The 26379-nt window shown below is 63.3% G+C and carries 19 protein-coding genes; 7 read left to right on the top strand and 12 right to left on the bottom strand.

What is annotated here, in order from left to right:
• The first annotated feature begins 30 nt into the window (after positions 1 to 30).
• Positions 31 to 2094, top strand: coding sequence for a sulfatase-like hydrolase/transferase (locus DQW91_RS01455; protein ID WP_112661797.1), 2064 nt, complete (start codon positions 31 to 33; stop codon positions 2092 to 2094).
• Positions 2095 to 2104: 10 nt separating this feature from the next.
• Here DQW91_RS01455 and DQW91_RS01450 read toward each other — a convergent pair whose 3' ends face one another.
• The 6 genes from DQW91_RS01450 to gmd form a co-directional block, all read right to left on the bottom strand.
• Positions 2105 to 2962: a glycosyltransferase family 2 protein gene (locus DQW91_RS01450; protein ID WP_112661796.1), complete on the bottom strand. Its 858-nt coding sequence runs from the start codon at positions 2960 to 2962 to the stop codon at positions 2105 to 2107.
• A gap of 1 nt (position 2963) precedes the next feature.
• Positions 2964 to 3911: a GDP-L-fucose synthase gene (fcl, locus tag DQW91_RS01445; RefSeq protein WP_112661795.1), complete on the bottom strand. Its 948-nt coding sequence runs from the start codon at positions 3909 to 3911 to the stop codon at positions 2964 to 2966.
• A 92-nt stretch (positions 3912 to 4003) separates the two neighbouring features.
• A complete protein-coding gene (locus DQW91_RS01440; RefSeq protein ID WP_157961299.1) occupies positions 4004 to 4873 on the bottom strand; it encodes a glycosyltransferase family 2 protein in 870 nt (289 codons plus the stop codon).
• 124 nt (positions 4874 to 4997) lie between these two features.
• Positions 4998 to 5996, bottom strand: coding sequence for a glycosyltransferase family 2 protein (locus tag DQW91_RS01435; RefSeq protein ID WP_157961298.1), 999 nt, complete (start codon positions 5994 to 5996; stop codon positions 4998 to 5000).
• 77 nt (positions 5997 to 6073) lie between these two features.
• Positions 6074 to 8506, bottom strand: a complete 2433-nt coding sequence (locus tag DQW91_RS01430) for a glycosyltransferase (RefSeq protein ID WP_112661792.1) — start codon at positions 8504 to 8506, stop codon at positions 6074 to 6076.
• 148 nt (positions 8507 to 8654) lie between these two features.
• Positions 8655 to 9755, bottom strand: coding sequence for a GDP-mannose 4,6-dehydratase (gene gmd, locus DQW91_RS01425; protein ID WP_112661791.1), 1101 nt, complete (start codon positions 9753 to 9755; stop codon positions 8655 to 8657).
• A gap of 331 nt (positions 9756 to 10086) precedes the next feature.
• On the opposite strand from gmd, the gene DQW91_RS01420 reads away from it, so the two are divergent.
• A complete protein-coding gene (locus DQW91_RS01420) occupies positions 10087 to 11499 on the top strand; it encodes a mannose-1-phosphate guanylyltransferase/mannose-6-phosphate isomerase (protein WP_112662401.1) in 1413 nt (470 codons plus the stop codon).
• A gap of 6 nt (positions 11500 to 11505) precedes the next feature.
• Here DQW91_RS01420 and DQW91_RS01415 read toward each other — a convergent pair whose 3' ends face one another.
• Positions 11506 to 12405 (bottom strand): glycosyltransferase family 2 protein, encoded by a 900-nt coding sequence (locus tag DQW91_RS01415; RefSeq protein ID WP_157961297.1) that lies wholly within the window; start codon positions 12403 to 12405, stop codon positions 11506 to 11508.
• 225 nt (positions 12406 to 12630) lie between these two features.
• Here DQW91_RS01415 and DQW91_RS01410 point away from each other — a divergent pair, with 225 nt between their 5' ends.
• Positions 12631 to 14028, top strand: a complete 1398-nt coding sequence (locus DQW91_RS01410; RefSeq protein WP_112661789.1) for a diguanylate cyclase — start codon at positions 12631 to 12633, stop codon at positions 14026 to 14028.
• Positions 14029 to 14195: 167 nt separating this feature from the next.
• Here the strand turns inward: DQW91_RS01410 and DQW91_RS01405 are convergent, their stop codons facing one another.
• From DQW91_RS01405 to DQW91_RS01390, 4 genes are all read right to left on the bottom strand, one after another.
• Positions 14196 to 15083, bottom strand: coding sequence for a cation diffusion facilitator family transporter (locus tag DQW91_RS01405; protein ID WP_112661788.1), 888 nt, complete (start codon positions 15081 to 15083; stop codon positions 14196 to 14198).
• A gap of 150 nt (positions 15084 to 15233) precedes the next feature.
• Positions 15234 to 17297 (bottom strand): CHASE2 domain-containing protein, encoded by a 2064-nt coding sequence (locus tag DQW91_RS01400; protein WP_245410861.1) that lies wholly within the window; start codon positions 17295 to 17297, stop codon positions 15234 to 15236.
• 99 nt (positions 17298 to 17396) lie between these two features.
• Positions 17397 to 21035, bottom strand: coding sequence for a FecR domain-containing protein (locus DQW91_RS01395; RefSeq protein WP_112661787.1), 3639 nt, complete (start codon positions 21033 to 21035; stop codon positions 17397 to 17399).
• Between the two features lie 174 nt (positions 21036 to 21209).
• Complete coding sequence (locus tag DQW91_RS01390; protein ID WP_112662399.1) at positions 21210 to 21602, bottom strand: response regulator; 393 nt, start codon at positions 21600 to 21602, stop codon at positions 21210 to 21212.
• 249 nt (positions 21603 to 21851) lie between these two features.
• Here DQW91_RS01390 and DQW91_RS01385 point away from each other — a divergent pair, with 249 nt between their 5' ends.
• Positions 21852 to 22331, top strand: coding sequence for a tellurite resistance TerB family protein (locus tag DQW91_RS01385; RefSeq protein ID WP_157961296.1), 480 nt, complete (start codon positions 21852 to 21854; stop codon positions 22329 to 22331).
• 46 nt (positions 22332 to 22377) lie between these two features.
• The gene (locus DQW91_RS01380) at positions 22378 to 23088 is read left to right on the top strand and encodes a glutamine amidotransferase (RefSeq protein WP_112661785.1); all 711 of its coding nucleotides are present in this window, start codon (positions 22378 to 22380) and stop codon (positions 23086 to 23088) included.
• Positions 23089 to 23094: 6 nt separating this feature from the next.
• Here the strand turns inward: DQW91_RS01380 and DQW91_RS01375 are convergent, their stop codons facing one another.
• Positions 23095 to 24531 (bottom strand): helix-turn-helix domain-containing protein, encoded by a 1437-nt coding sequence (locus tag DQW91_RS01375; protein ID WP_112661784.1) that lies wholly within the window; start codon positions 24529 to 24531, stop codon positions 23095 to 23097.
• A 175-nt stretch (positions 24532 to 24706) separates the two neighbouring features.
• On the opposite strand from DQW91_RS01375, the gene aceA reads away from it, so the two are divergent.
• Complete coding sequence (gene aceA / locus DQW91_RS01370; protein ID WP_112661783.1) at positions 24707 to 26020, top strand: isocitrate lyase; 1314 nt, start codon at positions 24707 to 24709, stop codon at positions 26018 to 26020.
• 101 nt (positions 26021 to 26121) lie between these two features.
• Positions 26122 to 26337: a DUF4170 domain-containing protein gene (locus DQW91_RS01365; protein ID WP_112661782.1), complete on the top strand. Its 216-nt coding sequence runs from the start codon at positions 26122 to 26124 to the stop codon at positions 26335 to 26337.
• The last annotated feature ends 42 nt before the right edge of the window (positions 26338 to 26379 follow it).

The raw sequence follows: 26379 nt of genomic DNA, 5'->3' as shown, positions 1-26379 counted from the left end.
TGATCCGGGCTGCAGAGGAAAGAATGTGAAATGCCGTTCGTCATTGCTTTTGCCATTGCCTTTCATGTCCTGATTATCGCGCCGCTTTATCTGATGGACTTGCAGCGGTCGCAGCTTGCCCTGGAGCCTGCAGCCCTTCTTCAATGGCCGCTTGCCACTGCTTTTGGGGTCAGCGTTGCATTGGGCCTTGTGCTCATGGTCCTTGCCCGGCGCGGCTGGGGCCGCGCGGTCGCGATCGCCGCGGCGCTCGGCATCTACCTTTATCTTCAGTTCTACGTGGTGGTGTGGAATTTCGGCCCCTTCGACGGCCGGATCATTTCGTTCGCGGATTACAAACTCCAGGCGGCGCTTGAAATCGCGCTTATCCTTGCTCTTATCGGCAGCGCCCTGAAGTGGCCTGCCGTGACCACGCCGCTTTATGGTCGGCTTCTCGGGATGCTTCTCCTTCTCAGCGGAGCCTTCATCGGATGGCAATTCGCGAATGCTGAGCCGGCGCCCGCGCCGCAGGCAAAAGGTACGACGCCGCCCTCACCGGTGGCCTCCGCGAACTTCTTTCGCGATGCCAAGATGCTTCCCGACGTCACGAAATTTTCGAAGGACAAGAACGTTGTTGTCCTGCTTCTCGACACCTTGCAGTCGGACGTCTTCGAGAATGTGGTTTCAAACGACCCTGTCCTGCGCAAACAGTTTGCGGGCTTCGTGCTGTATCCCAATGCGTCGAGCCACTTTCCGTTCACTGGGCTCAGCATGCCTTCGATCCTGACCGGTGAGCCGTACAAGGACCTGACCGAGAAGATTCCGGACTACCGCGCCCGCGTTGCGCCAAAGCGTGTGGAAGCGGTGCTCGCCGCGCGCGGCTTTCAGGCCTCCCGCATTCCGCTCCACAATCGCGCCGATTTCCTGAGCGAGACCACCGTGGTGTGCCGAAGCTACGGGGCCGTTTACGATCTTTATGGCTTCCGGCAGTTGCCCATCGCTCTCAAGCCGTGGTTCTACGACCACGGCAAGTTCCGCATCGCGCGCCAGTGCAGCAATGTTCCGCCTTCCGATGCCGAGACCGATATCGCCGTCTTCTCCCGGCTGAGGGGCGAGATGTCGGCCGATGCTGGCGCGCCTACCGTGAAGTACTTCCATTTCTGGGGCGCTCACCCACCTGGAATGGTCACCGCCGATTGCCGCCCTCAAACCGAGACGAGCACCTTGAAGGACTTTCAGGGACAGGCGACCTGCGCACTGCGCCAGGCCGGAGAGTTCCTCGACAAGATGCGAAGCCTCGGTGTCTTCGACAACACCCTGCTGTTCATCATCTCCGATCATGGGTCTCGCTATGGCTTTCTCCAGAAGCGTGGGGGGAAGGCGGGCGCGCCGGCCTATGTCATGTCGGCGGCGACACCGTCGATCGCCTTTCATGATTTCAACGACAAGGGCGAGTTTCGGTTGAACCATGCTCCCGTGATGCTCGCGGACGTTCATGCAACGATTCTGTCGGCGCTTGGAGACACGACAGAGACATTCGGTCGGGACGTCCGCAAGGTCGCGGAAGGCGAGCAACGTCAACGCACCTTCCTTTTCTTCCGCAATGCGGGCGATGCCAGCGGCGATTTCCTCAGCAAGATCGACCGCTTTGTCATCAACGGCGATGTGCGTGATCCGGCGGCCTGGTCTCCTTTGGTTGAGGGTGCGAGTGCGCAGGCCGCGCCTCTTGCAGCGATCGATTTCGGAAAGCCCACCATCAGCAATTATCTGGGTCTTGGCTGGTCGGCGGAGGCCAAAGGGGTCGCCCAGTCGTGGGTTCTTGCGAGCCCCGCCTACCTGTCAGGCCGCTTCCCGGAAGGCCGGCGCTTCCGCATGACCATCGATTTGCTCAACCCGCACAAGGACCAGACGGTGAGTGTGAAGCTGAATGGTCGCGATCTCGCGGAATGGAAATTCCCCGACCCGGTGAGCTGGACGGAAAAGACCATCGACATCGAGCTTCGGCCGGAAGAGTTGGGCAAGGCCGCGACTCTGGAGTTCGAGGTGACGCAACTCGGGGATAATGCCCGCGGAATAGCCGTCCGGGCGATCAAGCTGGAGGCGAACGAGGGTCACTGACCGCTGCGATTCAGGCGGTCCACCACGCCCGCAACTGAAGTTGCATCCTCGGCGCGAGACAGAACGAACGCGCCAGCTCGATACCCATGCCGATCATGTTGCCGGCATTGCGCAATGCGACGGCTCGTTCCACATGGAGCCAGGCCTTGAGGCGGCGCTGGAGCGCTTTGTCGATGGCGGGGTGCTGCATCGTCGAGAACTTGCGCTCGATGAGCGCGGCGGATTGAAAGACGTTGTCGGGATTCGCCCGGCGTCCGATACCGATGACGCTGCCGATGATCGGCGCGACGCGCAGTTTGCCGCCGGCAAGGGCAAAACGCAGAAACCAGTCGAGATCCTCCAGCCGCCGAAGGCTCGGGTCGAACGGTCCGACGATATCGAAGGCGCGCTTGGGAATGAGGACCGTCGCGCCGGGGCTGAACCAGCAGCCGCTGGCGAAGTCGCGCGGGTCCGCGCTCTCGATGGGGATGCGGCGATAGCTGTGCCCGGTGTTCTCGTCATTGGCCTGCCAGCCGCAGGCCACCGTCGTCAGATCGTCGTTCTCGCCGAGGAGGGAGAGCTGCGCCGCGAGTTTTTCGGGAAGAAACACGTCGTCGGAATCGAGGAATGCGATGAGCCGCGAGCGCGCCTCCTCCACGCCAACCATGCGTGCACCGGCAGCGCCACGATTTTGTGCGAGACGGACGATGCGGATGCGCGGATCTTCGATGCCGAGGGAGGCCGCCGTCACGGGTTCCGTCGAGGCATCGTCGACGATGACGATCTCATCCGGCGCGCGCGTCTGATCCAGTGCCGACTGCACCGCCTTGCGTAAGGAGGCGGTGCGGTTGTGAACCGGGATGACGACGCTGACCGTCTGGGCGGTCATATCAGTCGCGGAAATCGGCCTGGTGGGCCAGGAACCACTCGTAATAACCCTTCAGGCCCTCGCTCAGCTCGATCTTCGGGCGCCAGCCGAGGCCGTTGATGCGGCCCGTGTCGAGCAGCTTGCGCGGCGTGCCGTCGGGCTTCGTGGTGTCGAAGACGAGCTCGCCCTTGAAGCCGACCGTGTCCTTGATGAGCCGCGCCACGTCGCCGATGGAGATGTCCTCACCCCAGCCTACGTTGAGCGGCACGTCGCCGCTGTAATTGCGCAGGAGATAGACGCAGGCGTCGGCCATGTCGTCCACATGCAGGAACTCGCGAAGCGGCGTGCCTGTGCCCCACACGGTCATGCTCGGCGCATTGGCAATCTTGGCCTCGTGCGCCTTGCGCAGCAGCGCGGGCAGCACATGGGAGGTCGAGAGGTTGAAGTTGTCGTTTGGACCGTAAAGGTTGGTGGGCTGGCAGGAAATGTAATCCCGCCCATGCTGCTTGCGATAGGCCTGGCAAAGCTTGATGCCGGAGATCTTCGCCAGCGCGTACCATTCGTTGGTCGGCTCCAGCGGCCCGGTGAGCAGCGAATCCTCGTTGATCGGCTGCGGCGCGAGGCGCGGATAGATGCAGGACGAGCCGAGGAAGAGCAACTTCTGCACATCGGTGCGGTGCGCGGCTTCGATGAGGTTCGAAGCGATCATCAGGTTTTCATAGATGAAGTCGGCCGGCTGCGTGTTGTTGGCGTGAATGCCGCCGACCTTGGCCGCCGCGATCACCACCACATCCGGGCGCTCGCGCTCCATGAAGCCGCGAACGCTTGCCTGGTCGCGCAGGTCCACGTCCTTGCGGCCTGCCGTCAGCGACGGAATGCCGTCCTGTGCGAGGCGGCGGACGATGGCCGAGCCGACCATGCCGTTATGACCCGTCACGAAGATCTTCTTGCCGTCGAGATTGAAGGTCATTGCCGGTCTTTCATCATCGAAAACTGAAACGAAGGAAATTCAGGGTGCTTTGCCGAAGCGCCTCGCCAAGCCAGAGCGCAGGTTCTCTTATCTCAATGCCGCGACAGGCACCAAGCCTGCTTTTCGCTGTCGAATTCGCAGAAGGGGGCAGCCTTCAAGAGATACAGCCGCTCCGCGAGGGGCCTCAAGCCCCGCGGCAGGGAGCGGCGCAAGCCGACGGACAGGGTCTGGGCGAGCGCATTGCGCGGCCGTGCTCCGAGACCCTCAAGGGCCCGCCGGGCCTCGTTCAGGTAAACGTCCCAATGGGTGCGGCTGAGCTGGTTGGCGTGGCGACGAAAAGTCCCGATGGGGGCCGAGACCGACCAGAGCTCGGCCTGCTGGAAGAACCGCGCCCACAATTCGAAATCCGCCGCGAGGCTATAGGAGAGGTCGAGGCCCCCACCTGCCCGCTCCCACAGGGAGCGCCGCCAGAAGGTCGATTCCTGCTGGATCATGCTCAAGGAGCGGCCCTTCGAGAAGCCTGGCAGGTGTTCCCCACTCAGGAAGCTCTCGCGGGAGACGCCGCTATGGACGTGCTGCTCGACCAGCCGCCCGCGCTCGTCGAGAAAGCTGATGACGCGGCTCGTGATCCACTCGATTTGCGGATGGGTTGAAAAAATCTCGTCGATGACCCGAAGGCTGTCTGGCATCAGGGTGTCGCCGGCGTTGATCCAGCCCATGATCTCGCCCGTGCTTAGAGCGAAGCCCTTGTTCAGGGCGTCATAAAGGCCCTCGTCCGGTTCGCTGATCGTCGCGCTGAGGCGGTTGCGCCTTGCTTTGACCAGCGCCTGCGACCCGTCCGTCGATCCGCCGTCGACAACGATGTAGTCGAGGTCGCCATGATCGGCGGCAAGAACCGAATCCATCGTCTGCGCGAGAAAATCGCAGCGATTTAGATTGGGCGTGACTATCGAAATACGCATCAACGATCCAAGACCCATCCAGGCCGGGCGAGCCAATAAAATAGTCAAGAGTTTGAAAGGGGCTGGATCAGAGGCCAGCGTCAGCAGGCTCTCAATTTAACAGGCGTCGTCCTCTTGTCACCTTTTAGCGAGGCCCCCAACGAAGCGTGACCCAGGGGCGGACGAAGGATTTGAATCCCCGATACCAGTCTTTGAGCGTCATGAAGTCGCCCGCCGTTGCCCCGGATTTTGACAGGGTATAGCGGAAAAGTCCTTTAATACAATACAACGGTGCGCGCGCGTTGAGGGCGACCCACAGTGCCTTGAAATACACCCAACGAATGAAGATGTAGCCGTATTCCCCGTAAAACTGGGCGTGAAATTTCGTATAGAGATGGTCGCTGACCGCCTGGACGTAGTACGGCGATATAATCCCGAATACTCTTTGCTGCGTCGCAAGAATTTCCGCGTAGAGATCGAATGTCTGCGCGGATGTCTTTGTCGTCTCATACCAGCGATTGCCGGAGATATCCGCATCGATGCGCGCGAATGTCGCCCCCGATACCGCAAAGCGGGTCCACAATTCGTAATCCATGCAAAAGTGCAGCGAACGGTCCAATCCGCCCACGCGGTTATAGAGTTCGCGCGTATAGAAGACGGAAGGCTGTGCCACGTAGCCCTTTTCGAACATCTCGCGCTTCACATCGATGCCGGGGCCGACATTGATGGTCGGGTAGGGCCGCTCATTGGAGCCGTCGGCGTCCATGTAATGCCCGCCGCCGATCACGACTTCCGCGTTCGGATTGGCTGCGACGGCCTCGTTCAAGCGCCAGAGGGCGCGATTGCATTGGACGTCGTCGGAGTTGAGCCAGGTGATCCAGGGCTTCGAGGTGCGGGCAAAGCCTTTCACGATGGCGTCCGACTGCCCCTCGTCCTTCTCGCTGATCCAGCGGATCCTGTCGCCATAGACTTTGAGGCGCTCGATGGTGTCATCCGTCGAGCCCCCGTCCATGACGAGGATTTCGAGGTTCGGGTAGTTCTGGTCGAGGAGGCTGCGGATCGTCTCGTCGATGAAGCGGCCCTGGTTGAACGAGGGCACGACGACACTGATACCGATCACGTTTGTGGGCGATGTCTCAGACATTGCGCGCCGTTCTCCTGAGAAACTGTCCGAAGCCGCAAGATTCCTTGCGTCGTCCTTGGTGCCGTTCGTGAGCGAGGTCACACCTCTTCTTCCGAAAAGCAGGTGGTGAATTTGACGTGGAACGAAAGGTGGCGGCCCTTCGTGTGGTCCGGGATGGAGGAACTGAAGGCGAATTCCATCGCCTCCGCCGATCCCGGAATTTCAAGCCGCTCGATCTTGTCGGCCTCGAGCTGATATTCCGCAACCAGCTTTTTCCCGGCCCTGACTCTCAACGTCATCTTGCGGGGGGCGCGCCCTTCCAGAATGAGCGTCCTGTCGCGCAGGGGCGAGGGGGCCATCCGCACGCGGGTGGCGAGCCAGTTGTCGAAATAGACGCCGGAGGCGCCGGCGCTCGGCTGGCGCAAGGAGGCAAGGCGCGGCGACCATTTGATGTGGCGCCTGACCCGCGCCTTGACGCCGCCGGCGATCTTGCGCGCCACATGCCGCAGCGCCTTTGCGGGTGGATAGGCCGGGTCGCCGAGACGGGCCGCGTCGTATTCCACGAAGGTCTTTTCGAGGCTGGGAACGCGGCGCGCGATTCTGGCGAAGGCGTCGTGCCGTTCCCACAGCCGATGGTTCCAGTAGCCCTGGACATAGCTCTTGCTGACCCGGCCCGCATGCTTCTTGGAGATCATGAAGATCTCCCGGTAGATCAGGCCGCGCGCCGACATGGTCTTGGTTTCGGGATAGAGGCGCGAATTGGCGAGGAGGACCGGCAGATGGCGGATGCTGCCGCCGCCGCGCGCCACCCGCAGCCAGTAATCGTAGTCCATCGTGTAATCGAGCGTGTCGTCGAACAGGCCGAACCGCTCGACGACGGACGAGCGCCAGAACGTTGCCGGCTGGCACACGCAGCAATCCTGCACCAGGCGGTCGAAGGAATAGGCGGCGGTGAGGTAGCGGCCCGTCACGTTGTCGTCGACGTCGATGTAATGCGCGTCGCCATAGACGAGATCCACGTCCGGGTTCTCGTTGAAATAGCGCACGATGGTCTCGACCGCGTCGAGTTCCAGCGTGTCGTCGGAGTTCAGATAGGCGAGAATCTGCCCGCTGGTGCGCTTGAGACCCTTGTTGATCGCATCCGTCTGGCCCTTGTCCTTCTCGGACACCCATTGGATGCGATCCCCATAGGATTTCAGGATCTCGACCGACTCGTCCGTCGAGCCGCCATCCATGACGATCAGCTCGATGTTGGGGTAGGTCTGGTTCAGAACGCTGTCGATGGTGCGCTTGAGAAAGCGGCCCTGATTGTAGGAGGGCGTGACGATCGACACTTTGATGGATGTATCGAGCGGGGCCTTGGCGGGAGCAGCCTGCACTGCGGCGCGCTCGCCGGCCCGGCGCGCGACGACACGCTCGAAGGCCTGCTTCAGATTTTCCGCGGCGCGCTGCCACGTATAGATGGCGACGCGCTTGCGGCCTTTGGCGATCAGATCCTGCGCCAGCGCAGGGTCCGACGCGATGCGCGACATGTTGGCGGCGATTTCCGTCGGGCTCTTCGGGTTGCACATCAGCGCCGCGTCGCCCGCCACTTCCGGCAGGCTCGTGGTGTTGCTGCAGATCACCGGGCAATCGTTGCCGAAGGCTTCGAGCAGCGGCATGCCGAACCCTTCGAAAAGGGTCATGAAGGTCAGGGCCTTCGCGTGCCGGTAGAGATAGGCGAGCTCCGCGCGCGAGACGAAGCCGAGATGATGGACGCCCTCGACGGCATGGTCCTTCGCGAGATCCTGCCAGCCCTTGGGATGTCCCGTCAGGAGAAGCGAATAGTCCTTCGCGCGAGGATCGCTCGCCTTGAACCGGCGGAAGGCCTCGAGCAGCACGGGGTGGTTCTTGTGCTTCCACAGGTTGGCGGGGAAGAAGAAGTAAAATCCGAACGCCTCGACCTTCGCCTTGAACTTTGCCGAGACATCGTCCTCTCCCGCAATCTCCGCCACCTGGGAGGCGGGCTGCATCAGGAAGATGTCGTCGAAGGCGTTGCGGTAGCGCGCCCTGATGGTGCCCGCCGCGTGGTCGGAATTCGTCGCCACCGCGCCGCAGCCGGTGATCAGCCGGTCGAAATGGGTGCGCCGGAGCGCCAGCGTTCCCGCGTCGAAGAATTCGGGAAAGAACTCGTGCTGCAGGTCGGGAATGAAGACGATCTGCTTCGTGAGCGGGAATGTCAGCTCATCGCCATTGGGGAAGGGGCGATAGAGCGCGTCGATGTTTTCCGCGTCGAGAACGCGCTGGAGCGAAGGATAATAATCGCCGAGCGGCAGCGTGTAGTGGGTGACGTTGGGCGCGGATGCCGGCACGACATCCTGATTGAACATCGTTCCGAAGACATGGAACTGCCAGTCGGGGCACGCCGCGATCAGCGCGCGGAAGGTCTCGGTGATCTGCGGCGCCACGCCGCCGGACGCTCCCCGCGTGATGTGGCGAAGATCGACGCCGACTTTCAAAGGAGTCTTACTCGACGTGTCGGAGCTGGACATCGGTGGTTCGGGCCTCGCAGGCAGGCGGGAGAAAAGAGCGGCCTTGGCCTGTCGGTCCCCGGAAAGCGAGGCTCCCGTCTGCGGTTCGCGTCTCGTTGTCGTTTAGGCTGAAAATGCGAAAGCGGGGCGCCGGCCCCGCTTTTGAGTCTTAGCCGACCATGTGATTGCGGATCGAATCGGCTTCGCTGTTGCCGCGATTGGTGCCGTTGCGGCGGAACAGGTCGAGATCGGCCTGAACCATCTCGCTCACGAGCTGCGGGAAGGTGGTCTTGTGGGTCCAGCCGAGCTTGGCCTTGGCCTTGGCCGGGTTGCCGAGGAGCAGTTCCACCTCGGTCGGGCGGAAATAGCGCGGATCGACCTCGACCAGCACGTTGCCGGTCTTGGAGTCGACGCCGACTTCATCGACGCCCTCGCCCTTCCAGGCGATGGTCTTGCCCACATGGGCGAAGGCGCGCTCGATGAACTCGCGCACGGTGTGGGTCTCGCCGGTGGCGAGAACGTAATCGTCCGGCGTGTCCTGCTGGAGAATGCGCCACATGCCTTCGACATACTCGCGGGCATGGCCCCAGTCGCGCTTGGCGTCGAGGTTGCCGATATAGAGCTTGTCCTGCATGCCGAGCTCGATGGAGGCGACAGCGCGGCTGATCTTGCGGGTCACGAAGGTTTCGCCACGGGTTGGGCCTTCGTGGTTGAACAGGATGCCGTTCGAGGCGTGCATGCCGTAGGCCTCACGGTAGTTCACCGTGATCCAGTAGGCGTAGAGCTTGGCGGCCGCATAGGGGCTGCGGGGGTAGAACGGGGTGTTCTCGTCCTGCGGAACGGCTTGAACCTTGCCGTAAAGCTCCGAGGTCGAGGCCTGGTAGAAGCGCGCGGTCTTCTCGAGGCCGAGAATGCGGATCGCCTCCAGCATACGCAGGGTGCCGAGGGCGTCGCCGTTGGCGGTGTATTCCGGGGTCTCGAAGCTGACCTGGACGTGGCTCTGGGCCGCGAGGTTGTAGATCTCGGTCGGCTGAACCTCGGCCATGATGCGGATGAGGTTCGTGGAATCGGTCATGTCGCCGTAATGCAGGCGGAAGCGCACATCGCGCTCATGAACGTCCTGATAGAGATGGTCCACACGGCCCGTGTTGAACGAGGACGAGCGGCGCTTCACGCCGTGAACCACATAGCCCTTGCTGAGAAGCAGCTCCGACAGATAGCCACCGTCCTGGCCTGTGACACCCGTAATCAGCGCAACCTTGGCAGACATCGTTTCTTTTCACCCCTGGATCGACAAGCGTTTAAGACCTGCGTCGGCAATCAAGGCTTGTTGATCAATAGACATGGCTCCGGGCGCCTTTCCGCAGTCTATTTTAAATCCGCAGCCGCGCCCCGGCCGGAAATCATGGATATAAGCCGCCGCACTTAGCCCAATGAGGCGGCGTTGTCGAGCCGGATACGAGAAAACTGTGACAATCTAGCAGTTCCACGACTATGCGATGACTTTGCCCCGGAAGGCGACTTCTGCGGCGGCCCTTGCCTTCAAAACGGTGCTGTGGCAGCACAGGGCCTCTGCTGGTCGAGACGGGAAATTCATGAGCATGACTAGGCCTTTGGTGCCCCTCATCATCTGTGGCGGCGCCGGTACGCGCCTGTGGCCTGCCTCGCGTAAATCCGCGCCGAAGCAGTTCATCAACCTGATGGGCGAGCAATCCAGCTTTCAGGAAACGGTGCTGAGGGTGACGGAGCCGGGGCTCTTCGCCGAGCCCGTGATCATCACCAATGAGGAATACCGCCATGTGGCCGCCGACCAGCTCGACGCGCTGGGCGTGAAGGCCGCTATCCTCCTCGAGCCCATGCGGCGGGATTCCGGCCCTGCCATCGCCGCGGGGGCGAGCTTCATCGCCGCCCGCCATCCCGACGCCATCGTTCTCGTTCTCGCTGCCGATCACGTGGTTCGCGATGTAGAGGCCTTCCGCGCCGCCGTCCGCAAGGCGGCCGAAGCCGCGGATGCGGGCTCCATCGTGACCTTCGGCATCAACCCGGATCATCCGGCCACGGGCTACGGCTATATCCGTCGGGGGCCTGAGATCGACATTCCCGGCGTCTCGAAGGTCGATGCCTTCGTGGAAAAGCCGAACGAGGAGACGGCCCGCCGCTACATCGCGGACGGCTTTCTCTGGAACTCCGGCAACTTCATGTTCCGGGCCGATGTGCTGCTCGACGAATACCGCCGTTTCGACGCCAAGACGGTGGAAGCCGTCGATGAGGCCGTCCGCAAGGGCCGGCAGGACCTCGGCTGGACGATCCTCGACCCCGAGGCCTTCGGCTCCGCCGCGGCGGTTTCCATCGATTTCGCAGTCATGGAGAAGACCGACAGGGTGGCCGTGATCCCGGTTTCGATGGGCTGGTCGGATGTCGGCTCCTGGCACGCGGTGTGGGAACTGTCCGACAAGGACGAGAACGGCAACGCCGCCATCGGCGATGCGGTGTTCCTCGACGCCTCCAACAATTTCGTGTCCAGCAAGAACCTCGTCTGCGTCGCCGGGCTCGACAACGTGGCCGTGATCGCCACGGGCGACGCCACGCTGGTCTTCGACCGCAACAACATGGACACCATGCGCCCGCTGGTGAAGAAGCTCGAGGAGCAGGGCCGCAAGCAGGTGGATGAGCACCTCGAGGTGTTCCGCCCCTGGGGCTCCTACCAGTCCCTCGATATCGGCGCGCGCTTCCAGGTCAAGCGCATCGTGGTGAAGCCGGGCGGACGCCTGTCCCTGCAGAAGCACTTCCACCGGGCGGAGCACTGGATCGTGGTCCAGGGCACGGCGCTCGTGACCATCGGCGAGACGCAGAAGATCGTGCGGGAAAACGAATCGACCTATATCCCGCTGGGCGAGGTTCACCGGCTGGAAAATCCGGGCAAGATCCCGTTGGAGCTGATCGAGGTCCAGTCCGGCTCCTATTTCGGCGAGGACGACATCGTGCGCCTCGACGACGTCTATAACCGCGTCTGACCGGCTTTAGCGCCCCCGGACCTTGTCGAGCATGGCCGCCGCGAGGGCGGCCATAGGCGCGAGGGAAGGGCGTCCGTTGACGGATGTCAGGAATTCCAGCGCCTCACCGGGATGGCCGGCGGCAAGGCGGCCTCGCGCCAGCGTCACCAGGCAGCGGCCCTGCAGGGTGCGGGCCTTGTATTTCAAGCTTTCCGGCGCATCGGGCCTCACCGCGATCTCGCGAGCGAGCTTCAGGAGTTCGCTGCGCAGGGCCTCCCCTTCCGTGACCCCTTCCGCGAAGGTCAGCGACCCTCCGTGCTGGCGATAGCGGTAGACGAGGGCGTCGAGTGGGACGGTCTTGAGGCCCGCGATCAGCGTCCGCGCCAGAAAATGCCGGTCGGCGATGTGGGGATAGTCGAGAGAGAACAGGCCGACCTTGTCGAAGACCTCCCGGCGGAAGAACCGAGCATTGGGGATGCAGGCCCCGATCAGGGCGGCATGGGGATCGAGCGCAAGATCGCGCGGGTCGTCGTAGCGCTCCAGAACCCCGGATTCATCGAAAAGCTCCGCTTTCCCGCAAACCGCATCGGCCTCGGGCGCCGAGGCAAAGCCCTGCTCGGCGACGGCGAAAGCTCCCGGCGCATAGAGGTCGTCCGAGTTCAAAAGGCCGATCACGTCGCCCGAGGCGCTGTCGATGCCGAGGTTGATGGCGTCATAGAGGCCAAGGCCGCGGTCGCGCAGCACGGTGACCCCTGCGCGCTCCTTCAGCATCTCCAAGGTGCCGTCCGTCGAGCCGCCATCCACGACGATGTGCTCGACGTTCCCGTGCCTTTGCGCGAGCACGCTGTCGAGCGCCTGCTCGAGCAGGGCCCTGCGGTTCAGGGTCGGCGTGACGATGGTAAAACGCAACCGGGATCGTCCTTGCATGCGGGCCTTTGGAGGGCAGTTGGCGCCCAGGGCCGGATCGGCCAAAGCCCATATCATGCCGCGCCGCGCGAGATATAGGCCTCCCGGGGCGCAGGGGTGATTTTCCGGCGCGATCAGATGTGATTTTCGCTGACCGGGGCAGAGAGATGAGATAGAGGCTTTCCCTAGCGTCAAGCTTCCCGGAATGCTGGCGGGCCGCCCCTCTCTCCCGAAGACGAGCCGTTCATGGATCAAGCCAATCACAACCGACCCGCCGCCACCGGATCATCGGCGGAAATGGAGTGGCGGCGGATCGTCGAGACGACGGACGGGCGAATCAGGGCCATCGTCGCCGGCCTCGTCGCGCAGGATGTGGACCGGTGTGTGGAGGTCTTTTACGCGACGCTGCTGGACGACCCCGAGGCGGCGCCCTTCCTCGATCACAAGGTTGTCAGCGAGCGCCTCCACCTCTCGTTGCGGGGCTGGATGATCGGCCTCTTCCGCTCACAGAACGAGAGCATGGAGGCCTTCGCCGACCGGCAGCGGACAATTGGCGAGGTGCATGCGCGCATTCGCCTGCCGATCCATCTCGTGATGCAGGGTGCGCGCCTGCTCAAGACGAACGTCACGCGTGATCTCCTGGACAGCGATCTCGATCGCGAAGCCTTGTGGCATGCGCAGCTTTATGTCGATGCGATGATCGACCTCGCGATGGCGCTGATGAGCGAGGCTTTCTTCAAGAACACCACACGAAACATCCGCACGGATGAAGCCTATCGCCTGTTCTCCCTCGGGCAGGATCTTTCGCTCGAGCGCGAGAGCCAGCGCGCGGCCTTGATGGAATGGAGCCATGCCGTGCTTCTCGCGCTCCACGCCAATCCCGGGCAGGCGGCGCGCCTGCCTGCCATCGGCAGATCGGAATTCGGTCTCTGGTTGCATCACAAGGCGAGCGTGCTGTTTCAAGGCGCGCCGATGCTCGACCGGATTCAGGCGTTGATGGACCGCATCGACGGCATATCCCTGCCGGCGATGGCCGAGGCGCGGGACAGCACGCCGGAGGAGCTGCCTCAGCTCATCGAGAACTTTCAGGCCGAGTTCGAGGAGATCAAGTTTCTCCTGACGGAGATGTTCCAGACCGCCGCGGGGCTGGAAAGCGGACGCGATCCGCTGACGCGCACCCTCAACCGGCGTTTCCTGCCCTCGATCCTCACGCGGGAGATCGCGACGGCGGCCCAGCACCGCGCCACCTTCTCGATCCTGATGATCGATGTCGATCACTTCAAGACCATCAACGATCAATGGGGGCACCCTATCGGCGATGCGATCTTGAAGCAGGTGGCGGGGACGATTCTGGAAGCGTGCCGCCTCGGCGATTTCGTGTTCCGCTATGGCGGCGAGGAATTCCTCATTCTGATCGTCGAAGCCGATGGCGAGGCGGCGATCGAGAAGGCAGAGCGCATTCGCGAAACCGTCGCGCGGCAGGAATTCCAGGCTCCGACCACGACAAGATTGCAGGTGACCGTCTCAATTGGCGTTGCTGAATTCAATGGCCATCCCGATCATGAGCGATTGGTCCAAGCCGCTGATCAGGCGCTCTATAAGGCGAAGGAACAAGGCCGCAATCAGGTCGTCCTCGCCGGTTGAGGCAAGGCGCCTAGAGCCTGTTTGGAAGTTCAGACCTCAGCCTGCGTCTCGAAGAAGTGTCCAGCACCCGATGGAGACGCCTCGCCCTTCGAGACGGTGCTGACGCACCTCCTCAGGGTGAGGCTCGGGGGCTCTTTCATGGACGGCGCTGTTTCCAAAACAGGCTTTTATAGCACCACGATCCCGGCGTGCTTCGCCTTGTTGTCGGGCTCAACGTGAATCGTCACCTGCGCGTGCTTGTCCTCCTCCTTGAGGGCGCGCTCCAGCCGGTCGCAGATGTCATGGGCGTCCGTCACGCTCATGGCGCCCGGAACGACGAGGTGGAATTCGATGAAGGTCATGCGGCCCGCATGGCGGGTGCGCAGGTCGTGCGCTTCGATGGCCCCTTCCGCATTGGCCGAGATCAGCTCCTTGACCCGCTCCAGTGCCTCCTTCGGCATGGCCTCGTCCATCAGACCGCCGACGCTCTCCTTCATCAGGCCCCAGCCTGACCACAGGATGTGGAGGGCGACGAGGGCCGCGAGGGCAGGGTCGAGCACATGCCAGCCGGTGAGCGTGGCGAGGCCGAGGCCCGCGAGGACGCCGACGGAGGTCAGCACGTCCGAAAAAAGATGCCGCCCGTCGGCGACGAGCGCGGGCGAGCGCGCTCTTTTGCCCGCGCGGATGAGAACCCACGACCAGGTTGCGTTGATGATCCCCGCGCCGCCGTTGATGAGCACGCCGAGGAGGGGCGCATCGAGGGGTTTTGGCGCAAGAAATCCGAAATAGGCCTGACGCAGAATCGAGAGCGCGGCGAGAATGACGAGAACGCCCTCGATCACCGCCGCGAAATACTCGGCTTTGTGGTGGCCGTAAGGATGGTTGGAATCGGCGGGCGCAGCGCTGACGCGGATCGCGATCAGAGCGGCGACGGCCGTGATCACGTTGATGATGCTCTCGAGCGCGTCCGAATAGAGCGCCACGCTGCCTGTCAGACGATAGGCGACGTATTTCAGGGCGAGCACAACGATCCCGACGAAAATGCTGCCGATGGCAAGTTTCTGGATCTTGTCCATGGGGTGACCGGGATTTTTGCCGAACAAGGAAAATGAAAATCAGGCCGCGAAGAGCGGCGGCGCACCGGCGTTATAAGCCTCGGGGCCCGTTTCGCAAGTTCTTGTTTTTACTTGCAAATGGCTTGCAGGAGCGGTGTCGGACGCAAGAGCCTATGAGCCGCCCGACAGCTTCGCCTTCAGCTTGTCGTAATAGTTCGCGAGCGCGGGCCGCAGGTGGCGGCAGCGTTCGATGAGGAGAAGCGCATCGTCGATCTGTCCGGCCTTGATGTGCTCGACGAGGCGAAGATGGATCTCCTCGAATTCCACGAGGGCTGGATCGGCGCGCTCCGCCGCCGGGGCGACCACGGTAAAGATGGCCGATTGCGTCGAGCGTCCGCGCACCGCGATGCGGTCAAGCTCGATCAGCACGTAATGTTCGCGCACGGCTTCCGCCGTCGCGGGGCCGAGGATGATCGAGACGCCGTATTCCTTCGAGAGGCTTTCGAGGCGCGAGGCGAGGTTCACCGTGTCGCCGAGAACCGAATAATCGTAGCGCCAGCGCGAGCCGACATTGCCGACGACGCAATCGCCCGTGTTGATGCCGACGCCCACCGCGAAGGCCGGCGCGTTCTCGCCCTCCTCCTTCTTCAGGTTCTCGTTCAGGCGAACGACAGCCTCCATCATGCGCAGCGCCGCGCTCACCGCGCGCTGGGGATGGTTCGGGCTCGGCAACGGCGCGTTCCAGAACGCCATGATGCAATCGCCCATGTATTTGTCGATGGTGCCGCTTTCCTTCAGCACCGCCTCGGAGAGCGGGTCGAGCAGGCGGTTGATGAGGCTCGTCAGCCGTTCGGGGGAATCTTTCAGACGTTCCGAGAGCGTGGTGAAACCGCGCACGTCGCAGAACAAAATCGACAGGTTGCGGCGCTCGCCGCCGAGCTTGAGCGCTTCGGGATTGCGCGCGAGCTGCGCCACGAGCTCCGGCGAGAGATAGCGCGAGAAGGCCTCCGACACCGCGCGGCGCAATTGCCGCTCGCGGGCGTAGTCGAGCCCGAACCGCGCGCCGAAAACGCCGAGCATCGCGATGGCGGGGAGCGCCGGCGGCGTCCACACGCGTCCGAACCGCAGAAGCAGCCATGCTCCGGCCAATAACGCGAACACGGCAACGGCGGCGATGACGCCCGTGCGCCAGCTCACGCCGCGCCAGCACAGGCCCGCGGCGATGAGCGCGGCGAGGACGATGAGGAGAGAAGCCGTTGCGGGAGACGTCTGCCTGACGAAGAGACCGTGCCGCAGGTTGTCGAGAATCGTCGCGTGGATCTCGACCCCCGCCGTCACGTTGCCGGTCGAGAGCGTGTAGGCGGTCGGAAACGTATCGGCGGCGCCGCTGTCGGGCGTCGGCGCGGCCTTGAGGCTCAGGCCGACGAAGACGATCTTGTCCTTGAAGATGTTCGGCGGAAGAAAATGCTCGGGGTCGAGCGCCTGATAGTACGAGACGGTCGGATAGCTGCGTGGCGGGCCGAAATATTGAATGAGCGCGCCCTGCGGTGCCGGCTTGAACGGAACGCCTGCGAGGGTGAGGGCTGTTGCCGCGAAATTGTCGGCTGTTTGCGGCATGCGGCGCAGATACGCATCGCCGTCGAGATCGACGGAGGTGACGCCCGGCTCCGCGCCGGGAGCGAGCAGGGGTTCGATGGGCTCGACCCGCGTCGTCTGCGTCGCCTGCTGCATTTCCATCGTCACCTCGTCCGCCGCCAGCACCGTGTCGGGGCCGACAGCGGCGGCGAGCGCCGCATCGGCGGCGGGGGTCGAAGGTTCCGCGAAAATGATGTCGACCCCGATCACTTTCGCGCCTGCGGCCCTGAGGCTCTCGATAAGGCGTCCATGAAGATCGCGGGACCACGGCCAGCGCTGCGCGATTTCGGAGAAGGACGGCTCGTCGATGGCGACGATAACGGCCCCGGGCTCCGCAGGCATGGGCTGCGCGATGGTGGAGAAGAGATCGAAGAGCCGCGCTTCAACGAGCTGGAACGAGCGCATGAAGGGCAGCGGCATCAGCAGGATGGCGATCAGCCCCGCGATGCCGACGCCGTGACCGAAGAACAGCGCTCCCGAATCGCCCGCCCGCGCAGGGACAAGCCGCGACAGAAGCCACCCGATCCGTAAGCGGAACCGACGGAAGAGCGTACGCGCGGAAGTCGCTTGCCTTTGGGGTCGAACGGTCTGTTTCTGCATGATCCCTTCGGCAACCTGCCCACACGCCTCAAGGTTTCCATCCTAGAGGCCGATCACGCCTTTTGGAACATGATCGGTTTCTCTTGTTCCGCGCGCTTTTTAGAACCGCGCCTTGAGGGTGGCGGCCACCGTACGGCCCGGGCCGGGAACATCGGGAGCGAGATTGTAATCCGCATCGAAGATGTTCAGGAAGGTCAGGCCCATGAAGAGCCGGCGGTCCGGCGTCTCCCAACTGATCGCCGCGTCGGTCGTCCAGTAATCCTCGAGCGTCAGCCCCTGGAGGTTGCCCTTCCTGTCGCCGACGAAGGTTTCGGCAAGCGTGAACCTGATCCGGCTCGGGTGAACGAAGGTCACGCCCGTACGGGCGAACTTGCCGGGAATGAACGGCACGTCCTGACCGAGCGCCTCGCTGGAGCGGATGTCCGAATTCGTCGCGCCCACCGTTCCGAAAACGCCGATGCCGTAGCCAAGCCAGAGATTGGCGGTGGCAGCGATGCGTTCAATGCGGGCCTTGTCGATGTCGAGGCTCTGCAATGTATCGGAAATCGGCAGATCGAGGTTCTGCGCATCCTGCCGCTGATACTCGACCGCCGTAAAGAAATGCGGCGACCATTCCGCATCCCAGCGCACGGCCAGAGTGTCGGTGTGCCCGCCGAGCGAAACGGGGAGTGCGTTGGGGGAAAGGCCCACCGTCGTCAAAGGCGCGAGGGTGAAGATGAGCGGCAGGTTTCCGTCGCGCTGGTAGGACGCGCGGATCCATTGTCCTTCGAGCGGCGAGATGCCGACGCCGATGCGCGGTGCAAGCGTGGTGTCGTCGCGCTGCCCTTTCACGTCGAGCACCGTCCGCTGAAGGCCGGCCTGCATTTCGAAGCGGTCGGAAGGACGCCAGAACCCGTCCGCGTAAAGACGGCCCGCCTTGAATCTCGACGAGTTGTGTTCGTTGATGTCGACTGGCTCCACCGCGCCGGTGTTGAAATTGCCGACGAGCCCGCTTCCGATGTCGCTCGTGACCGTCTTGCCTGATTGCCCTTCCAGCCCGTAGCGCAGGGTGAAGTCGCCAAAGCCGATGGAATGGTTCAACGCAGCGGTGACGCCTTCGAGCTTGCTGTTCTCTTTCGTCTTGCCGGCGACGAAGAGCGGGAAAAGCTCCAGGTTCACGTCATTCTGCAGGCGTTTGTCCAACCCGCGATAGGCATAGACGGCGCCGGTCAGCACATTGCGGTCGCTGAAGCTGTGGCTCCAGCCGCCGCCGATCTGCATGGTCGTGGCATCCCGCCGACCTGCGAAGAAGTGGAGCGGCTTGTTGATCGTGGCGACGCCGGGACTGATCTCGGAAGCCGAGCCGAAGGCGAGGAAGCGATCCGCCGCGGACGGCGTCGCGCCGATGAAGAACGAGGCGTTGTCCACGCTCTCCTGGTTGACGGTGGTCTTACCGTCAAGCTGTGCTTTGCCCGCCGAGAGCGCGAAGGAGGTCGGCATCGGGGCGTTGGTGAAGCCTTGGACCGTGGCGTCCGTCTGCCAGCCGACCTTGCCGTCCCTGAAAATGGCGCTGCCGCCGACTTCGGTGTCAAGGAAGGGACGGCGCACCAGATCGATGCGGCCGATGCGCCCCGACACGGCGAGCGGATCGAAGAACAGGCCCTGCAGCGTCAGCGTGAAGGTCGAAAGATCGACGTCGTTGCCCTGCACCGTGTCAATGGTGGGCCGGGTCGTGAAGACGTTGGGACGACGCGCGGCGGCTTGGTCGAAATAGCTCGAGCCGGTGAACGGATCGAACACCCGGTCGCCGTAAAAACGGCTCCACTCGGTGAGGTCGAGAAAGCGATAAGCCGCTGCGGGATAGGAGCCGCCATCCTTGTTGACCGCGATGCCCGCGAAGTCGCCGCCGCGCATGCGATAGCGCTGGAGCGTCTCGCGCGCGGCCGTGATGGCTTCGTCGGCGCGGTATTGATCGATGGCGATGGCGGTGCGCACCGTCGAGACGGACGGATCGTTCGGATCGAGCCGGTCCGCATTGTCGAGCGCCTGCTGGGCGAGCGCTTCCTCGCCGTTCTGATAGTAGGCGATGGCCGCCATCAAGAGGCCCTGCGAATAGGCCGGATTGGCGGCGGAGCCCGCGAGGATCGCCTCGATTCCCTTCGCCGTCTCACCCTTCTGCGTGAGGTAGCGGCCCTTGGCGATGTAGCCGGCGCTGAAGGATGGATCGAGCGAGAGCGCTTTGTCGATCAGCGCGCCCGCCTCTTCGACGCGGCTCTGCTCGAGCAGGACGATGGCGAGGTTGGCGTAGGCAACCGGGCTTTCGGGGTCTGCGGCGATGGCGCGGCGCAGGGCCTCCTCGGCGGCGAGCGGCGCATCGAGGGTGGATTCGAAAAGGCCAATGGCATTCCAGATATCCGATTGCCCGGGGGCGATGGCCGCAGCCTTGCGCAATTCCGCGATGCCTGCGCGCAACTCCCCGTCGATGTCACCGCGTACGGCGCCGCTGACGAGAAGCACGTTCGGATCTTCCGGATCGATGCGTCGCGCATCGTCCACGGCCGTGCGAAGCTCATCCCGACGGTTGAGCGCCAGGGCGAGTTGGGCCGCGAAGACGGCAACCTCCGCATCGTTGGGAAAACGCTTGCGCGCGGCCTTCACGACTTCGGCCGCTGCGGGAAGGTCCTGCTTGAAGGCGACGATGTAGGCATGGGCGAGCGCGCCCAGGGGATCGTTCCCGCCGATCTTCGGTTCCGGATAGACCCGATGCGGGTTTGCGAGAGAAAGGGCGATATAGCGTCCGTAAGCGGCGGCGATGCGCTGGCGGCCCGTGACGCCGCGCTCGGCGCGGGCGAAGAGTGCCGCAGCATCGGCCCAACGGCGCTCCGCACCGGCGATGATCGCCTCCACCAGATCGGCACGCGCGCGCTGCGACGCGTCGAGATGCTTGCGGCGGGCTTCCGCCAGCGCCTTGATCGCGATGGGGCGGCCATCGAGGGACAGGGCGATCTCGGCGAGATCGAGCCAATCGGAGGCGCGGCGCGCCTCAGGCGGAATGGCTTCGATCCTCGCGCGCTCCGCGCGCAGGGCCGGACCCTTCAGCGGCGTCGCCGGCATCGCCGTGAACGCATCGCGCAGCGCGAGATAGAACAGCATCTGCTCGCGGTCGCTCGAGTTCACGAGAATGAACTTCGTCGGAGCCTTGCCGATGGAGGCAACCGCTCCCTCACCCTGGCGCACGGTGACGGAGCCTTGCGCGTTGCGCAGTTCCACGACGCCTTCGAGCACCACGAGCGAGGTCTTGCCCGAACCGTCAACGGTGAGGGACCAATCGGTTCCGCGAATGGCCGCGACAGCCGCCGGAGTCTTGATGTCAACGCCCGATCCGCCACGGGCCGCGCGGGCCCACACCGTGCCGGATTGAAGATCGAGCTGCGTCGTGCCGCCGGCATTCGCGGCGACATCGCGCACGACGAGAGTGGAGTTGCGTCCGACGCGGATCTGCGTCTGGTCCGCGAAGAGAATGGCGAGGTTGCCGATGGTGTTCGTGCGCAGCGTATCGCCGTCGAGAAGATCCTGCCGGACTTCGACGGGCTGCCAGCCTTCCTCACGCACGAAGCGCAATTCCTCACCGCCCTTTGCGGCGACGATAGAGCCTGCGGCGGGAGACGGCCGCGACTTTGGCGATTGCGCCTGTGCCCCTTGAATCAATAGGGCGAGTGCGCTGGTCGCTGCGAGGAATTTCAATTGGCGATGTAACATCGTGACAGCCGAGAAAGACTACAACATACCGATAAGGTGCCGCACCTTAGCGATGGACACGCCAACATCAAAGAGGATTCAGCCAAGCTTAGGTGTGCTTAAAAACACAGAGTAAATTCGCGCGACATCACCCCGCAGGACGATGCGAATAATTCGAGTTCAGATTCTTGAAGGTTAGACGCCCGGACGGACGGTTTTGGCGAGCATCAATTTCTGTTTCAGATCGTGTTGCGCGAACGGCTTTTGCAGAACCGGACGATTGCGGAACGCATCCTTGATCCCTGCGCTGCCGTAGCCCGTGGAAAACACGAACGGGATCGAGCGTTGGACCAGCGCCTCCGCGACCGGGTAGATCGGCTCTCCGGCGACGTTCACGTCGAGAATGGCGATGTCCACATCCTCTCGCGCCACCGCGTCGAGAGCCGCCGCCAGCCGCGCCGCCGGACCGATGACCTCACATCCGAAATCGATCAGCATGTCCTCGAGGAGAAGGGAAATAGCCGCTTCATCCTCGACGACGAGAACACGCAAACCTTTGAGTTCTTCCCCGCTCGTCAGATTTCCGATCACAGGTCTTCTTTCTTTAGGTTGGGGGCAAGGCCGTGGACCACTCTAGGGTGTTGTGAGCCAAGAGCCAAGGGGGGAAGAACGGTCCTGACCGTCCCGATTCGCTCATTTTTAGCATTCCCTTGCGGCAAGATGAAACCCGTCACCGAAAACACGCCAGAGTCTTGACGATAAACGCGTTTTCATTCCTGAATGCGGTCCGTGCGATCTGGATCGCGCGTCATTTTTCTTCTCACCGAATACGAAAGCATGTCTCTTCTCGGAAATTTGCGCGATCTTTTCAGCGAAGCGCTCGGACCTGACGATGCAAGCGATGATCGGGCCGCACGAGTCACGGTCGCAGCACTCCTGACCCTCGTCGCGCAGGCGGATGGGCGGGTACTGGGTGTCGAGGAGCGCGGCCTCGCGGTGCTGCTGCAGTCCTATTTCAGGCTCTCCGAGGCCGATGCGGCGCGCATCATTGTACGCGCGGCCGATATCGGCAGCGGATTCGATTCCATAACGGCATTGGCGGATCGCATCCTGCAGGACATCCCCTTTGAGGAGCGTCCCGCTCTTCTCATCCTGGCCTACCGCGTGGCGGCCATCGATGGGCAGGTGCATGAATTCGAGGACGATCTCATCTGGCGTATCGGGCGTCTTCTCGGTATGTCGGACGGGCAGATCGTTGAATTGAAGATCGAGGCGTTGAAGAATCTCTCGCCGGGTGAGGCTCACGACCGGACATGAGCGGAACGAGTGAAAACCGGATGCACGCCTTAGGGAATGACCTGAGATGAAAGCGCCGGTTCTTATGGTGCTCCACCAGGAGCATTCGACCCCCGGCCGTGTCGGGCGCCTGTTGCAGGAGAGGGGGCACGCTCTCGATATCCGGCGGCCGCGTTTCGGCGATGCCTTGCCGGAAACGCTCGCCGCGCACGCGGGCGCGGTCGTCTTCGGCGGGCCGATGAGCGCCAACGACCCGGACGATTTCATCAAGACCGAGATCGACTGGATCGGCGTTCCGCTGAAAGAGAACAAGCCCTATCTCGGCCTGTGCCTCGGCGCGCAGATGCTGGCAAAGCATCTTGGCGCGAAGGTCTGGGAGCACCCGGCGGGACGTGCGGAGATTGGTTATTATCCTCTCGTTCCGACATCCGCGGGGGAGGAGCGCAGCACGCGCTGGGGCGTGACGTGGCCGACCCATGTCTATCATTGGCATCGCGAGGGCTTCGATTGCCCTACCGGTGCGCAGATGCTTGCGACGGGAGACGATTTTCCGACGCAGGCGATCGGCGTCGGCCCATCGGCCTACGGCCTGCAATTCCACCCGGAGGTCACGCACGCCATGATCTGCCGGTGGACCGTGAAGGCAGAGGAGCGTCTGGCGCTGCCGGGCGCGCAGGACCGCATCCGCCAGATCGAAGGGCGCTATCTCTACGATCCGCACGTCTCGCGCTGGCTCGACGTGTTTCTCGATCACTGGCTGGACGAGGGTGCTGCCTGACGCGCATCAGGTCACGTCGAACGTGAAGGGAGAAATGCCGCGCGTCATCTCATCGACGATGAGCGCGTGCATCAAGGGCGGCGCGGCGCGCTGCGGACAGGCGGCACGTTCGCACAGGCGGCAATTGATGCCGATGGGTGTCGGGTCCGGCGCGCTGAGATCAAGGCCGCGTGCATAGACGAGGCGATGCGCGTATTTCAGTTCGCAGCCGAGGCCCACAGCGAACTGCCGCTCCGGCAAACCCCACGGCGTCGAAGCGCGGCTGACGGCGCGTGCGACGGAAAACCAGCGCGAGCCTTCCGGCAGTTCGACGATCTGCGTGACGACCTTTTCCGGCGTCTTGAACGTGGCATGCACGTTCCAGAGCGGGCAAGTGCCGCCATATTGCGAGAACGGAAACTTGCCGGACGAAAACCGCTTCGAGACGTTGCCCGCCGAATCGACGCGCACGAGAAAGAACGGAATTCCGCGCGCGCCGGGGCGCGCGAGCGTCGTGAGACGGTGCGCCACTTGCTCGAAGCTTGCGCCAAAGCGCGCGGCGAGCACTTCAACGTCGTAGCCGAGCGCTTCCGCCGCCGCATGAAACTTCGCGTAGGGCATCATCAATGCGCCTGCGAAGTAATTGGCGAGGGAGACGCGCAGCAGACGCCGCGCCGCGCCTTCCGTCGGTTCCAGCTGCGCGGCGAGGGTGTCGATAGCCTCGCGCATTTCGGCGAAGGCGAGCTGATAGGCCGCCTGAAAAGTGCGGCCCGATTGATCGACGAGCTCGGAGATCAGCAATTGCCGCCGGTGATGATCGTAACGGCGCAAGTTGTCCGACATCACGTCGATGGGCATGACGCGCACGCGGATGCCGTGCTTGGCGCGCAGGCGATCCGCGATGGCGAAGAACGGCTCGTGCCCGGTGAGCTGGAGATCGGAGGCGAGAGTCTCGGCGGCTTCGTCCAATTCCGGAAAATGGTTCTTCGCTTCCTGAATGAGATCGCGCACCCGGTCGATGGGGTTGACCTGCGGCGCGTCCTCCGCCCGGTCGCGGTCGCTCACATTCGGTGCGGCGATTTCCCCTGCGCTGCGCATGCCCACATAGGCGCGGTAGAGCCTGTTGATGGCGTCGATGACGGTTGGCGCGCTTTCGGCAAGCTCGCGGATCTCGTGGCGCGAGACCGGCCCGTTGCGGAAAAGCGGATCGGTAAAGATCTCCTCGATCTCGGAAATCGAGCGCTCGTGGTCGTCGGTGGCGAATTCGCGCGGGTCGAGGGAATAGGCGTGGGCGAGACGGATGAGAACCTGCGCCGTGATGGGGCGCTGGTTGCGCTCCATGAGGTTCAGGTAGCTCGGCGAGATGCCGAGCTCTTCCGCCATGCCCGCCTGGCTCAGGTTCCGCTCCCGCCGCAGACGCTTGAGGCGGGGGCCGACGAAAAGTTTTTTGCTTTCATCCAACATGTAAATTTCTTTACAGTTTTACACTTGACGGCTTGTCGTGGTGTGACAACCTGACTTTTGTTCTTTTCGCAAAGGATTGCAACAGTTTTTTGCCTGGGCATAACTGTCTGCAACAGCGCCGTTGGCCGGAGGTCGGCGGGGCAATTGTCAAGAAATGTAAACGGAAGGAAGACCAATGCCGACGCAAACTACCCCGACCACCTTCGAGGAACTCGTCCCGACTGCGCCGAAGGGCCGTTATGGCGGTCTGCGCCGGCCCTACACCGTTCAGGACGTTCTTCGCCTGCGCGGCTCCTTCCCGATCGCCCACACTCTCGCCGAGCGCGGCGCGCAGCGCCTGTGGAAGCTTCTGCACGAGCGTCCTTATGTCCATTCGCTCGGCGCGATGACCGGCAACCAGGCCATGCAGATGGCCCGCGCGGGTCTTGAGGCGATCTACCTCTCCGGTTGGCAGGTGGCGGCGGATTCGAACGTTGCCGGCGCCATGTATCCCGACCAGTCGCTCTACCCGGCGAATTCCGGCCCGGAACTGTGCCGCCGCATCAACCGCACGCTCCAGCGCGCCGATCAGATCGAGCATTCCGAAGGCGGCGCGAAGCGCGACTGGTTCCTGCCCATCGTCGCCGATGCGGAAGCCGGGTTCGGCGGCCCGCTCAACACCTTCGAGATCATGAAGGCCTATATCGAGGCCGGCGCGGCTGCGGTCCATTTCGAGGACCAACTCGCTTCGGAAAAGAAGTGCGGGCATCTGGGCGGCAAGGTTCTCATCCCGACCTCGGCGCATGAGCGCAACCTCGTCGCGGCGCGCCTCGCGGCCGACGTGATGGGCACGCCGACCCTCATCGTCGCCCGCACGGACGCGGAATCCGCCAAGCTCATCACCTCGGATGTGGACGAGCGCGACCGTCCGTTCATCGAGCCGGACAGCCGCACGCCGGAAGGCTTCTTCCGCCTCAAGGACGGCACGGGCCTCGACCACTGCATCTCGCGCGGCCTCGCTTATGCCGAGCATGCGGATCTTCTGTGGTGGGAGACCTCGCATCCCGACCTCAACGATGCGCGCAAGTTCGCGGAAGCCGTTCACAAGCGCTACCCGGGCAAGCTCCTCGCCTATAACTGCTCGCCCTCGTTCAACTGGAAGAAGAAGCTCGACAAGGCGACCATCGAGCACTTCCAGCGCGAACTCGGCGCGATGGGCTACAAGTTCCAGTTCGTGACGCTGGCCGGCTTCCACCAGCTCAACTACGGCATGTTCGACCTGGCGAGCCAGTATCGTGACCGTGGCATGGGGGCTTACTCGGAGCTGCAAGAAGCGGAGTTCGGCGCCGAGCCACGCGGCTACACCGCGACGCGCCACCAGCGCGAAGTCGGCACCGGCTACTTCGATCAGGTCTCGCTCGCCATCACGGGCGGCGCATCCTCCACGACGGCGATGGGCGAATCCACCGAGACCGCCCAGTTCCAGTCCAAGCTTCAGGCGGCCGAGTAATCGGCCTCCTTCCACCCTCGGTTTTTCGAGTTCGCATGATCTTTTCGGAAAACCGGTTTCCACTTTTCCGGATCATGCGACCACGCACACAGGAGATCACCATGAACAAGATCCGTTACTGGGTGGTCGGTGGCGAATACACCTCCACCGACTTCGAATCCCTCATCGAAGGCACGGAGCGTGTCGTCGGGCCTTTCGAGACCCGTGGAGACGCCGAGCGCACCTGGCGCTTCCTGTCGGAGGATCATCGCCCGCAGGCGCAGGTCCGCTTCACCATCGCTCAGGAAGCCACGAGCCTCATCGGCGCACGCGCCTGACCCTTGAACTTCCAATGCCGCCGGCTCCCCATGTCGGCCGGC

The organism is Microvirga flavescens (genome assembly GCF_003290125.1).
Taxonomy (GTDB): domain Bacteria; phylum Pseudomonadota; class Alphaproteobacteria; order Rhizobiales; family Beijerinckiaceae; genus Microvirga; species Microvirga flavescens.
This window is presented reverse-complemented; position numbering and strand designations above follow the sequence as displayed.

Bases quoted from the DNA above. Each gene is read 5' to 3' on its own strand.
- DQW91_RS01365 (WP_112661782.1), top strand. From the start codon at position 26,122: ATGAACAAGATCCGTTACTGGGTGGTCGGTGGCGAATACACCTCCACC.
- aceA (WP_112661783.1), top strand. From the start codon at position 24,707: ATGCCGACGCAAACTACCCCGACCACCTTCGAGGAACTCGTCCCGACT.
- fcl (WP_112661795.1), bottom strand. From the start codon at position 3,911: ATGACCTTCAATCTCGACGGCAAGAAGATCTTCGTGACGGGTCATAAC.
- DQW91_RS01385 (WP_157961296.1), top strand. From the start codon at position 21,852: ATGTCTCTTCTCGGAAATTTGCGCGATCTTTTCAGCGAAGCGCTCGGA.
- DQW91_RS01400 (WP_245410861.1), bottom strand. From the start codon at position 17,297: ATGCAGAAACAGACCGTTCGACCCCAAAGGCAAGCGACTTCCGCGCGT.
- DQW91_RS01440 (WP_157961299.1), bottom strand. From the start codon at position 4,873: ATGCGTATTTCGATAGTCACGCCCAATCTAAATCGCTGCGATTTTCTC.
- DQW91_RS01405 (WP_112661788.1), bottom strand. From the start codon at position 15,083: ATGGACAAGATCCAGAAACTTGCCATCGGCAGCATTTTCGTCGGGATC.
- DQW91_RS01410 (WP_112661789.1), top strand. From the start codon at position 12,631: ATGGATCAAGCCAATCACAACCGACCCGCCGCCACCGGATCATCGGCG.
- gmd (WP_112661791.1), bottom strand. From the start codon at position 9,755: ATGTCTGCCAAGGTTGCGCTGATTACGGGTGTCACAGGCCAGGACGGT.
- DQW91_RS01435 (WP_157961298.1), bottom strand. From the start codon at position 5,996: ATGTCTGAGACATCGCCCACAAACGTGATCGGTATCAGTGTCGTCGTG.
- DQW91_RS01415 (WP_157961297.1), bottom strand. From the start codon at position 12,405: ATGCAAGGACGATCCCGGTTGCGTTTTACCATCGTCACGCCGACCCTG.
- DQW91_RS01380 (WP_112661785.1), top strand. From the start codon at position 22,378: ATGAAAGCGCCGGTTCTTATGGTGCTCCACCAGGAGCATTCGACCCCC.
- DQW91_RS01450 (WP_112661796.1), bottom strand. From the start codon at position 2,962: ATGACCGCCCAGACGGTCAGCGTCGTCATCCCGGTTCACAACCGCACC.
- DQW91_RS01395 (WP_112661787.1), bottom strand. From the start codon at position 21,035: ATGTTACATCGCCAATTGAAATTCCTCGCAGCGACCAGCGCACTCGCC.
- DQW91_RS01420 (WP_112662401.1), top strand. From the start codon at position 10,087: ATGACTAGGCCTTTGGTGCCCCTCATCATCTGTGGCGGCGCCGGTACG.
- DQW91_RS01430 (WP_112661792.1), bottom strand. From the start codon at position 8,506: ATGTCCAGCTCCGACACGTCGAGTAAGACTCCTTTGAAAGTCGGCGTC.
- DQW91_RS01455 (WP_112661797.1), top strand. From the start codon at position 31: ATGCCGTTCGTCATTGCTTTTGCCATTGCCTTTCATGTCCTGATTATC.
- DQW91_RS01375 (WP_112661784.1), bottom strand. From the start codon at position 24,531: ATGTTGGATGAAAGCAAAAAACTTTTCGTCGGCCCCCGCCTCAAGCGT.